This window comes from Rhizobium sp. CF122 (assembly GCF_000282035.1).
In the GTDB taxonomy this organism is placed as follows: Bacteria; Pseudomonadota; Alphaproteobacteria; order Rhizobiales; family Rhizobiaceae; genus Rhizobium.
This window is the reverse complement of sequence record NZ_AKKA01000029.1, coordinates 1-10,431: the sequence shown is the minus strand read 5'-3', so window position 1 is coordinate 10,431 and position 10,431 is coordinate 1. Positions and strand designations below refer to the sequence as shown.

10 protein-coding genes are annotated in these 10,431 nt (G+C 59.3%); 7 read left to right on the top strand and 3 right to left on the bottom strand.

Going from position 1 to position 10,431, the window contains the following annotated elements; translation table 11 throughout:
- Positions 1–46 precede the first annotated feature (46 nt).
- Together PMI09_RS07885 and PMI09_RS07880 are read right to left on the bottom strand one after the other, a co-directional pair.
- Positions 47–877: a sugar phosphate isomerase/epimerase family protein gene (locus tag PMI09_RS07885; protein ID WP_007790781.1), complete on the bottom strand. Its 831-nt coding sequence runs from the start codon at positions 875–877 to the stop codon at positions 47–49.
- A gap of 94 nt (positions 878–971) precedes the next feature.
- The gene (locus PMI09_RS07880) at positions 972–1,979 is read right to left on the bottom strand and encodes a LacI family DNA-binding transcriptional regulator (RefSeq protein ID WP_007790778.1); all 1,008 of its coding nucleotides are present in this window, start codon (positions 1,977–1,979) and stop codon (positions 972–974) included.
- Positions 1,980–2,120: 141 nt separating this feature from the next.
- Here PMI09_RS07880 and PMI09_RS07875 point away from each other — a divergent pair, with 141 nt between their 5' ends.
- From PMI09_RS07875 to PMI09_RS07860, 4 genes are all read left to right on the top strand, one after another.
- Entirely contained in the window at positions 2,121–3,155 is a 1,035-nt protein-coding gene (locus PMI09_RS07875) for a sterol desaturase family protein (RefSeq protein WP_007790774.1), read from the top strand.
- A 179-nt stretch (positions 3,156–3,334) separates the two neighbouring features.
- Positions 3,335–4,264, top strand: a complete 930-nt coding sequence (locus tag PMI09_RS07870) for a sugar ABC transporter substrate-binding protein (protein WP_007790771.1) — start codon at positions 3,335–3,337, stop codon at positions 4,262–4,264.
- A gap of 231 nt (positions 4,265–4,495) precedes the next feature.
- Positions 4,496–5,017, top strand: coding sequence for a DUF992 domain-containing protein (locus PMI09_RS07865; protein ID WP_007790769.1), 522 nt, complete (start codon positions 4,496–4,498; stop codon positions 5,015–5,017).
- A gap of 120 nt (positions 5,018–5,137) precedes the next feature.
- The gene (locus tag PMI09_RS07860) at positions 5,138–5,362 is read left to right on the top strand and encodes a hypothetical protein (protein ID WP_081499032.1); all 225 of its coding nucleotides are present in this window, start codon (positions 5,138–5,140) and stop codon (positions 5,360–5,362) included.
- Positions 5,363–5,657: 295 nt separating this feature from the next.
- Here PMI09_RS07860 and PMI09_RS07855 read toward each other — a convergent pair whose 3' ends face one another.
- Positions 5,658–6,599, bottom strand: coding sequence for a lytic transglycosylase domain-containing protein (locus tag PMI09_RS07855; RefSeq protein WP_007790761.1), 942 nt, complete (start codon positions 6,597–6,599; stop codon positions 5,658–5,660).
- 218 nt (positions 6,600–6,817) lie between these two features.
- On the opposite strand from PMI09_RS07855, the gene PMI09_RS07850 reads away from it, so the two are divergent.
- The 3 genes from PMI09_RS07850 to PMI09_RS07840 all read left to right on the top strand — a co-directional run bounded on the left by PMI09_RS07850 (position 6,818) and on the right by PMI09_RS07840 (position 10,371).
- Complete coding sequence (locus tag PMI09_RS07850) at positions 6,818–7,582, top strand: TIM barrel protein (protein WP_007790758.1); 765 nt, start codon at positions 6,818–6,820, stop codon at positions 7,580–7,582.
- A gap of 121 nt (positions 7,583–7,703) precedes the next feature.
- Entirely contained in the window at positions 7,704–8,930 is a 1,227-nt protein-coding gene (locus PMI09_RS07845; RefSeq protein ID WP_007790756.1) for an adenylate/guanylate cyclase domain-containing protein, read from the top strand.
- A 109-nt stretch (positions 8,931–9,039) separates the two neighbouring features.
- Complete coding sequence (locus PMI09_RS07840; RefSeq protein ID WP_007790754.1) at positions 9,040–10,371, top strand: NAD(P)/FAD-dependent oxidoreductase; 1,332 nt, start codon at positions 9,040–9,042, stop codon at positions 10,369–10,371.
- The last annotated feature ends 60 nt before the right edge of the window (positions 10,372–10,431 follow it).

Sequence of the window (10,431 nt, the reverse complement as noted above, 5' to 3'; positions counted from 1 at the left end):
AACGTCCATGTCGAATTCCTCCCAGATTGTTGTTTGCGATCAATTGTCAGGCGGTGCGTGCCCAGAGTTCCTTCACGCGCTGTTTCAGCAGCAGTGCTTCCTCCCACCGGTCGGTAGTGTCCTGCCCGTCGCGGCCGGTGATGGCGTAGGGCTTTGGGCCGAGTTCACAGGTGAAGGCGAGCGTATCATTGGGGCCAGCCCGGCGTCGCCAGCTCCGAAAGCCATACTCCCACCAGTCCATGAAGAGATCGACCCACGGCTGGTGGTGAGGGAACGAGATCTCTATTTGCACCTGTTCTCGCGAGGCGACACGTCCGTGGAAGGACCACGAACTGTCTAGGATGCGATGGATCATGCCATGGTTCTCGGCCGATACCGGCCAGGCAAATTCGCGCCCGACAAGAAAGTGCGACAGATCGCCGAGCAACCGGAGACTGGGAAGTTGATCCAAGAGGTCGAGGGTGAAGAAGAGGTCGGTCGTCATCCGGTCGCGATGGGTCTCGACATAAACCGGAATCTTCGCTTCCTCGCTCAGTCGCTGCCAGCCCTCGAGTAGCGGAAGACAGTCCTCGACGCGGCGAAGCCGGACGTCGGGTTGCAGACAGATATGGGCAACACCGTATTCGGCAACGTTCTCCAGCACCGGCTTCAGGTCATCCACACTCTTCGGAAAGCATTGGCCTTCAGCCTTCAAGCCGTGCGGCTTCAGGAGCGAGTGCAAGCGCCTGACGTAGTTCCGGTCGTACCAATGGGCGCTCACCCCATCAAAGCCGGCTTCTGCGATCTGCTCGATGCTTTCTTCAAGCGAGAGTTCAGGCTGGATGGCGCTGCGACGTTCCATAGCCCAAAGCGACTGGAAGACGGATAGGGATTGCATCAGCGCCTCCACAAGTTCAGTTGAGGGCTAAACAGCATGAAATTGCGGTCGTGGCGAGGCGTTCGTTGAGGTGTTTTGATCAAATGCAAAGCGGTTACACGTTCTGGGCATTGATCGTCATGAAGCGCACGGGATCGGTTATGATCTCGGCTCTGACAATGTCGAGCTTGTGCAGGATCATGTCGACGGCCCGGCGCGCCTGAACCTCGGGCGTCTGGTCGATGCATATGTCCATGAGACCGGACTGCAAATGGCGCTTCTTCTTGTCCGTCAGCTCGTGGCCGACCCAAAAGACATCTTTCTGCTTAGCCCACTGCTGCAGGACGATCGCCACGCCTTCGTCGCCGCCACCTGCCGAATAGACGCCGATGATCTCAGGGTTGTGGCGAAGCGCTTCGCTCAAGAGTTCAGCCGATTGAAGATCGTCGTCATGGCCGAACATGACAAGCGAGAAGGAATGCTCCGGAGAACCTTTCTCGGCGATGTAGTCGGAAAATCCTTTGATGCGCTGGCGGTGATTTGCGTAGGCACCGCTATGACAGAGGGCAACCAGCCTTCCGCCGCGGGAACCAAGCATGCCGGTCATGTAGTAGGCGGCACAACGACCGGCTGCGTAGTCGTCAATGCCGACGAACGGAATATCGGGATCGCAACGGGCAACGATCTGAACCACTTCCACGCCGGCCGCGCTTACCTTGCGGAGACTTGCGCTGACCCTCGGATCGTCGGGTGCGCATATGATCAGCCCGGAGCGCCGGAACGCCGGATTGGCAACGTGACGCGCCATGCCAACAGGATCGCTCTCCTTGACGAAGGTCCGGTGCAGAATGACATTTTTGTCGAGCGACGCGGCGATCCGTTCGAAGGCCTGATTCAGCCGGGCGAAGAAGCTCGTTTCGGGGCGAACGAGGATGACCTCAATGCGGATTGCGCCGCGGTTGAAATGCGACTGGCGTGTCCCGTATTCGAGCTTCTTTGCTGCCCGGATGACCTTCTCGATGGTCTTCTCCGTGACGCCACCGCGGCCATTGATGACACGTTCGACGGTCGCCAGTCCGAGCTTCGCCTCTCGGGCGACGTCCTTCAGAGTCACTTTGGACATGTTTGGCTCCTCCTGCCGAGACTATCGGTCAGCGGCAGCATATGAGCACAGTTGCAAAATGAGGAAAACACCTCAAGCAATGTGTGGGCTCCCGCCGACTGCTTCGGTATTTTCAGAGCTAATCGATGCGGAGGAGTGGCAATGGACGATACACTTTATGGAAAGCGCAACAAAAGGGGCGATTGGGCGCCGTCCAAACTGCTCACCTACCCACCTGTCTTCGTTTGGCCGGTTCAGCCGATCCGATTTCTGAAGTGGGTCTTTGGCTATCCGGGATATCTAATGCCCTGGAACGTCCTCTATGCCGTCGTCGGGACGGTGCTCTGGCTATACGCGACGCCGTCGTTCGAAACGACGAAGACCTTCTCCATCGGCTGGATCGCCTATCTCCTGGTGCGCAATGCGGCGCTCGTGTTCATGTTTTTCGGAATGTTCCATTTGCGCCTCTATATGCAGCGCAAGCAGGGAACGAACTTCAAGTACAATGCCAAATGGCCGTCGGTCGGCAACGACGCGTTTCTCTTCGGAAATCAGACCATCGACAACGTGATCTGGACCTTCGCTAGCGCGGTCCCGATCTGGACCGCCTTCGAGGCGGTCACGCTCTGGGCATTTGCGAACGGCATTATCCCCTACGTCTCGTTTGCGGATCATCCGGTCTACTGCGGCATCATCATGCTTCTTATTCCGACGTTTCGGGACCTCCATTTCTACCTCGTGCATCGTCTGATCCACTGGCCGCCGCTCTACCATGCCGTCCACAAGCTGCATCACAACAACGTCAATCCCGGCCCCTGGTCCGGCCTGGCCATGCATCCCGTCGAGCATCTGCTTTATTTCTCGGGCGTGGTGATCCATTGGATCGTGCCGTCCAACCCCGTCCATGCGATGTTTCACCTGGTGCATGCGGGGCTTGCTCCAGCCCCCGGTCATGCCGGCTTCGACAAGATCGTCTTCGGCGAGGACAGCGCGATCGACACCCACGCCTACGACCACTACCTCCATCATAAGTACTTCGAGTGCAACTACGCTGACGGTGTGATCCCGCTCGACAAGTGGTTCGGCACCTTCCACGACGGCTCGGCTGAGGCGCAGGAGCGGATGGACAAGCGGTTCATGGAGCAGGCGCGCCGGCGCCAGGAAAAGAAGGCGCGCGGACAGCAGCAGGCAAGTTGAGAGATCAATCATCCTCCTGAGCTTAGAGCCCGGCGATACGCCGGGCTCTTGCTTTCATAGATGCCGGCGAACCTCTCAAGATGAGGTTTTTTCATCACAATTTTCGCGGACGAGGGAAGCGGGCGCAGCTACCGTCTTGATGCGGACATCGGGTGCCGCACCATCTCTGGGAGGAGAACATGTTTAAACTCTTGAGCGCCAGCGCGCTCGCACTGGTGCTTGCAACTCAAGCTCATGCCGCCGAACGCATTGGCGTTTCAATGGGAACGCTGTCGAACAACTTCCAGACGCTGATCGTCAACGGTATGGACGCCTACGCCAAGTCGATCGGCGTGGAATTGCAGATCGAAGATGCAACGACTGACGTCAACAAGCAGCTGGATCAGGTTCGCAACTTTGCGAGCAGCGGCGTGTCGGCGATCATCGTGGATCCTGTCGATTCCGATGGCACTCCCGCGCTCAGCAAGGTTGCCGAAGAGGCCGGCATTCCGCTCATCTACGTGAACGTGCAGCCAACTGATCTGTCGACGCTCGGCAAGCAGCAGGCCTTCGTTGGTTCCAACGAAGTCGAATCCGGGACGCTGCAGACGAAGGAAGTCTGTCGGATGCTCGGCGGCAAGGGAAATGTCGTTATCATGATTGGTGATCTGACCAGCCAGGCCGCCCGTCAGCGGACGCAGGATGTGCATGACGTTATCAAGACGCCCGAATGCAGCGGCCTTAACGTGGTTCAGGAGCAAGTCGGAAGCTGGAGCCGCGTCAACGGTGCCGATCTGGTCTCGAATTGGCTGACCTCGGGTCTCGAATTTGATGCGGTCATCGCCAACAATGACGAAATGGCGCTGGGTGCCATTGCCGCACTCAAGAATTCAGGTGCGTCGACCGACAAGATTCTCGTCGCCGGCATCGACGCCACGCCTGAGGCCCTGCAGGCAATGAAGGTTGGAGACCTGAAGGTCACCGTCTTCCAGGACGCGAAGGGGCAGGGCAAGGGATCGATTGACGCAGCCTTAAAGGCCGTGAGAGGCGAGAAACTGGATCGCGAGGTCTGGATCCCGTTCCAGCTCGTGACCCAGCAGAACATGGCTCAGTTCGAAAACCTCAACTAGCTCGGACTACCTCACGGTCTGAGCACACGGATCACGGCGACGCCTTTGTGCTTCGCCGTGATCGCGCTGTTTTGGCGACCAGGTAGGCAGTGTCGTGCCGGTCGCGACGGCGCGGATGCTTCCCGAATAGCTTCATTTAGGCTGCAAGATACGAAGGGCAGCCATGCATCAACGGCATTGGTAAACCGCAGCGATACGCTATCTATCGCCGTGCAATACAAGGAGAAAATGATGAAGAAGATCGCAACCGTTGTTGCTGCCGCATCCCTGATGCAAGCCTTGGCCTCAAGCGTTGTCGCGGCCGATTTGGCGACCACCTACCAAGCGCCCGAGGCCGACGTGCGTGACGGGGTCAAGATCGGGATACTTACTTGCGATGTCGGTGGTGGTGTCGGTTACGTCCTCGGTTCGGCAAAATCGATTGATTGCGTCTTCAGCCCGACCTCGGGTAGCGAGGCGCAGGATCGATACACCGGCGCGATCCGTAAGTTGGGCGTCGATGTCGGGTTCACCACGCGCGGCCGGATCGTATGGGCGGTGTTTGCACCGACCACGGGATACCATCGCGGTTCGCTGGGTGGCCTCTATCAAGGCGCATCGGCTGAAGCGACGCTTGTTGCTGGTGTCGGTGCCAACATCCTCGTTGGCGGCACTAGCGGCTCGGTCCAATTGCAGACACTGAGCGTCACCGGCCAGCTCGGCATCAATGTTGCTGCTACCGGAACGTCCATGACGTTGACGCCGCAAGGCTAACAGTGTCTCGCCGGCAATCGCTCGGCGATCGTGCATAAAGCCGGCCGCATTCTCATGCGGCCAGCTTTTTAAGGGACGGCATAGGAGGAAACCGTGAGATATGCCGCGATACTCGTTGCAATGGCGCTTGCCGGCTGCAACACAACTGTGCCGCCGCTTGAGCCCATACCCGGAAGCCTGACCTATGGACGCGTCGCGTACTCACCATACCCACCTGGAACGGTGATCAAGAACACGTTCCTGGGAAAATGGGGTTACCGCACGTTCGAGAAATACGTGGTCCAGCCTGATGGAACACTCAAGTTGACCTATCAGCAGACTGCCCCGGATTTCCTGACCGACTGATACTTTCGGTTCGGCGGCCGCTATCGAAGTTTCGGTGGCTTACTGATGCCACTCGGCTGAATATCTTGTTCAGGGGCGTGGCGTTTGAGGAGTTTGTGCAGCTTGCGCTCTTCTGCGGAATCGGCGCCGGTGCGTCTGCCTTGGTTGACGATACTCCGACCCCGCGGCCCCGGATTTCTGATCTGTCTGTTTGATGTGCTGTGCATGGCCTTTCCTCCCGCGGGGGAAACGCACAACTCGCGCCAATGTTCATGGCTGCGCTAGAAAAGTCTTCGCTGCAATATTCGAAACTGTCTCAATTTCGAAAAACGGTACAGGCCGCTCCGGCGGCGCGGACGGTCACGCAGACCTTGTCGGCTTCGGCGCGTGTCTGCCTGCCGATACGGGCTGCGTAGCGCGGCCTGAAGCCGAAGCTGCGGTCACGCACGCGTACGATGACCGGCTCTTCACCCGCGAGCGATGCCGGAAGCTGACGTGCGACCGCCGAAAACAGGCGAAGGGCGGCTGCGTCGTTGTTATGTGCCGCAAGCTGCGCGCCCCACGGTGCCCACGGCCCCTGTTGAACCGAGGCGGTTTCGGTCAGCCGGCGCTTGCTGGCAAGCTCGATGCAGCCATCGATGAAGGGCTTGTCCGAGGTCAGAAATTGCGCGGCCTCATCAGGAGGGTTGTTCTTCCATTGTTCGATCGTATTCGCAGTAATGGCAAGGACGTAGCTGCGCGTCTCGAAGGGCAGCAGGCCTTTATCGAGATAGTCTGCAAGTCCCTGCTCGCCGGCATTGTAGGCTGCGGCCGCAAGGCCGAGATTGCCAAAGCGTGTTCGCAGCTCGTCGAGATATCGTGCTGATTCCTTGAGGGATTCGAGGACATCGAAACTGTCCCTCAAGCCGCGCAGCCTGGCCGTATGGGGCATGAACTGTGCGATACCCTGCGCGCCCTTGGGGCTGATGGCGCCCGCCCTGAAGCGGCTCTCCCGCCAGATCAGGCGGGCGAAATATTCCGGCGGTAGGTGGTTTTCCCGCGCGAAGTGATCGATCGCGACGCAGAGATCGCGGCCATATGTTTCGCGTGTGATGCAAAGGCGCTCGCCGGAGTTCGGTACCGCAAGCGAATAGACGCAGACGCGATGCGATGTGGCGGCAGGCGGCTGGGAATGGGCCATCCGTGGAAACGCCAGCAGAAAGCCGGCTACCACCATTACGATGCCTGCTTTGCCAAACGATACGCCCACAGCAGCCATCGTCCCTCTGCCGCAAATCCTGTCTTCTACGTCGAGCCGGAAAAGATACGCCCGTCAATGATGACGGGCGTAGTTGGGAGATTAATACGCACCTGCACGTTAGCAATGCTGAATATGACGTCAAGACAGAAACGGAGCATGGAAGGTTTTTGCCATATGCCTGTCGCCGCTGCTCGACTATTGTCAGGAAGAAAAGCTCCCGATTGAGCGAGGCCGCCATGAGACTTTCCGCTTGCATCGAATGGCTGTTCGCAGCCGAAGCCGACAACTTTGCGGACAGGATCCGGCTTGCGCATGCACATGGCGCGGAGGCCGTCGAATTCTGGAAGTGGACGAACAAGGATATCGGCAGCATCGAGTGGGCGCTGACGGAAACCGGTATAGAACTCAGTAGTTTTGTTGCAGAACCGATGATTGCTCTTACCGATCGTGCCAATAAGGACGCGTTCCTGAAAGGCTTGAAAGGTTCCGTGGAAATGGCCAGGCGCCTTGGTGCCCACACGTTGATTGCGCAGGCGGGCGATGACCTTCCCGGCAAGTCTCGCGAAGAGCAGAAGGCGGCGCTGATCGAAACCCTGACCGCCGCTGGCGAGATTCTCGAGGGCAGCGGGGTCCGCCTTGGTCTCGAGCCACTCAACACGTTGATCGATCACGTTGGCTATTTCCTTCATTCAACGGTCGAAGGCATCGAGATCGTAAAGGCGACGAGCCGTCCGGAGATCGGCATCGTTTACGATGTCTATCATTCCGCCGTCATGGGAGAGGACACGGCCGAGGTGATTGGCGGCAACATCGACCGGGTTTTCCACATCCATATCGCCGATCATCCCGGACGGAACGAGCCGGGCAGCGGCGATATCGACCTTAGGCGGCGCGTCGATTGGCTCGCCGAACATGGCTACGGTGGTGCGATCGGGCTGGAATATCGGCCGTTGGCGGCGAGCGCCGCGACGATTGCAGAGACCCGGCGTATGCTCGGCTAAAAGCAGCACGAATCATACTCGGATGGTCTCGGCTATTTCAATCTGACGTGTCGTGCACCATCTAGTGGATGAGTAATGTCTTCCCTCAATCGGGAAGCGACTGTGTTTGTGGAGCGTAGCCATGCAATCCCTTTCCGACGTGCCTTTGTATTTCATGGACCAGAGCGAAGGCGTGTGGCCCTCGCGTCGGCGAAAGATCATTGATTGGCTGGTCACTGAAACGCGCGACGAGCGCTTCATCGACAACATATTCGTGCAAATGTGCCAGCGGCTGCGGGACGAGGGTGTACCCGTCGCGCGCGCATCGTTGCACTTCAGGACGCTCCATCCGCAATGGCTCGGAGCACGTATTCTTTGGAAAACCGGTTTGGCCGAGGCCAAGATCGACACATTCGGTTACGGTGTCGAGAACACACCGCAGTTCCGCAACAGCCCCGTGAACGAGATCTTCAGCGGTGCGACTGAAGTCCGCAAAAACCTCGAGACGATGCGCGACGGCGACGGCCACCATCAGTTCTATGACGAACTGATACGTGACGGGCTCACAGAGTATATCGCCTGGCCAATAGAACACACGCTTGGCAAACGGCATATTGCGACCTTTTCCAGCGATCGGCCCGGCGGCTTTGCAGAGGAACATATCGCCTTCCTCAAGGACATTTTGCCTGCCTTGACGCTTGTCACCGAGATTCGCATCAAAAACATTCTCGCGCGGACTTTGCTGGAAACCTACGTTGGTCCCCATGCCAGCGGACAGATCCTTGCCGGGGCTACGACACGCGGTAGCGGTACGACCGTCGGTGCGGCAATCCTGATCTGTGACCTGCGCGATTTCACGACGATCTCGGATCAGTGGCCTCGCGACGACGTGATCGACTTGCTCAACGGCTATTTCGACGCGATGTCGGAGCCGATCGAAAAACATGGCGGCGAGATCCTCAAGTTCATGGGCGACGGCATGCTGGCGATCTTCCCGCTGGCCGATCCGATGGCCTGCAGGAACCTGCTGGCGGCGATCAAGGAGGCAGCGGGCGCTGTTGCCGCCCTGAACGAGCAGAATGGGCGTGATGGTCGCGAGGTCCTGCGCTACGGCATCGGCGTGCATGTTGGGGACGTGATGTATGGCAACATCGGCTCGCGCCGGCGGCTCGACTTTACGGTCATCGGACCCGCGGTCAACGTCGCCTCGCGCCTGGAAAGCTTGACGAAGGAGATCAAGCGTCCGGTACTCTTCTCCAGAGCCTTCGTCGAGATGGCGACGTGTGAGGAGGGCATGGAAAGCCTCGGCTCGTTCCCCCTCAGGGGATTGGGCGAGCCCGTCGATGTCTTTGCCTTCAAGCCATCCTGAGAGTGGCAGGTATCTGACAAAAGCGTGGGCAGGGTTTCTAAACGCGTGGCGGGGTTGTAGGGCTACCATAGTCGAACGATCTTGAAGCCCTGCCAGGAGACAATCCCTCATGCCCGGTCCGTATGTCGTTCCCGTCCATGGTGACGAGGAACTTCCGAAAGAGTGCGACGTCGTGGTGATCGGCGGCGGCATTATCGGTTGCTCTACGGCGCTGGAGCTCGCCGAACGTGGCTTGCGCGTCACGCTCTGCGAGAAGGGCGGGATCGGAAAGGAACAGTCGAGCCGAAACTGGGGCTGGGTGCGGATTTCGATGCGTGATCCGCGCGAGGTGCCGCTGATGGCCGAGGCGCTGAGAATTTGGGATGGCCTCGACAAGCGCACGGGGCGCGATGCGGGATTCAAGCGCGCCGGCATCATCTTCATCTGCGCCAACGAGAAGGAACAGGCCGACCACGAACGCTGGCGCACCAATCTGGACGGCTACGAGATCGAATCCCGCATGCTGACGGCGCGGGAATTCGCCGAGACTGTTCCCGGATCCAGGCTGGACATCGCCGGAGCCCTCTACACTCCGGCTGACGGCCGGGCGGAGCCGCAGAAGGCGGCACCGGCGATCGCCGAAGCGGCGCGCGATAAGGGAGCGACCATTCTGACGGAATGCGCCGTACGCGGCATCGAGACCGCGGCAGGCGCCGTCAGCGGCGTAGTGACGGAGCGTGGTGCGATCGCCTGCAAGGCTGTGGTTCTGGCTGGCGGGGCCTGGTCCAGCCTGTTTGCCGGTCGGTTCGGCATCGACCTGCCGCAGCTCAAGGTGCTGAACAGCGTGATGCGCACAAAGCCGCTGGAGGGTGGCCCGGAACAGACCATCTGGGCGAAGGATTTCGCGATCCGCAAGCGACAGGACGGTGGTTATACCGTCGCCTGCGGACACGACAACGTCGTCGATATCGTGCCAGCCTCGTTCCGCTATGCTTCAGCGTTTCTGCCGGCCTTGAGGTCGGAGTGGAAGTCGCTTTCCTTCCGCCTTGCTGGCCGCTACTTCGACGAGTTGCGTATTCCGCGGCGCTGGTCGATGGATGACGCAAGTCCGTTCGAGTATCACCGGGTTCTCGATCCAGTGCCCTCGAAGAAGTTGACGCAGGATGCACTCGGAGGCCTGAAGAGGGCGTTTCCGATGTTCGAGAAGGTGGAAATCGCGCAGCGTTGGGGCGGCTACATCGATGTTACGCCGGATGCCGTGCCTGTCATCTCGGCGGTCGACGCCATTCCCGGCTTCCACATTGCTACCGGGTTTTCCGGGCATGGCTTCGGAATTGGGCCGGCAGCTGGACGATTGATGGCTGATATCGTCACGGGCAGGGCGCCTGTCGTGGACGCGAGCGCGTTCCGACTCTCGCGCTTCACTGACGGCTCGAAGGTAGAACTGATCAGCGGCTTCTGATTGCACGGAGGTCCGCCCTGTTTATATCAACGTTGCCGCCACTTCGAATACGTTTGCCAC

Excerpts from the sequence above, each read along its gene's own strand:
- PMI09_RS07875 (WP_007790774.1), top strand. The coding sequence starts at position 2,121 with ATGGACGATACACTTTATGGAAAGCGCAACAAAAGGGGCGATTGGGCG.
- PMI09_RS07850 (WP_007790758.1), top strand. The coding sequence starts at position 6,818 with ATGAGACTTTCCGCTTGCATCGAATGGCTGTTCGCAGCCGAAGCCGAC.
- PMI09_RS07840 (WP_007790754.1), top strand. The coding sequence starts at position 9,040 with ATGCCCGGTCCGTATGTCGTTCCCGTCCATGGTGACGAGGAACTTCCG.
- PMI09_RS07860 (WP_081499032.1), top strand. The coding sequence starts at position 5,138 with ATGGCGCTTGCCGGCTGCAACACAACTGTGCCGCCGCTTGAGCCCATA.
- PMI09_RS07880 (WP_007790778.1), bottom strand. The coding sequence starts at position 1,979 with ATGTCCAAAGTGACTCTGAAGGACGTCGCCCGAGAGGCGAAGCTCGGA.
- PMI09_RS07845 (WP_007790756.1), top strand. The coding sequence starts at position 7,704 with ATGCAATCCCTTTCCGACGTGCCTTTGTATTTCATGGACCAGAGCGAA.
- PMI09_RS07865 (WP_007790769.1), top strand. The coding sequence starts at position 4,496 with ATGAAGAAGATCGCAACCGTTGTTGCTGCCGCATCCCTGATGCAAGCC.
- PMI09_RS07870 (WP_007790771.1), top strand. The coding sequence starts at position 3,335 with ATGTTTAAACTCTTGAGCGCCAGCGCGCTCGCACTGGTGCTTGCAACT.
- PMI09_RS07855 (WP_007790761.1), bottom strand. The coding sequence starts at position 6,599 with ATGGCTGCTGTGGGCGTATCGTTTGGCAAAGCAGGCATCGTAATGGTG.
- PMI09_RS07885 (WP_007790781.1), bottom strand. The coding sequence starts at position 877 with ATGCAATCCCTATCCGTCTTCCAGTCGCTTTGGGCTATGGAACGTCGC.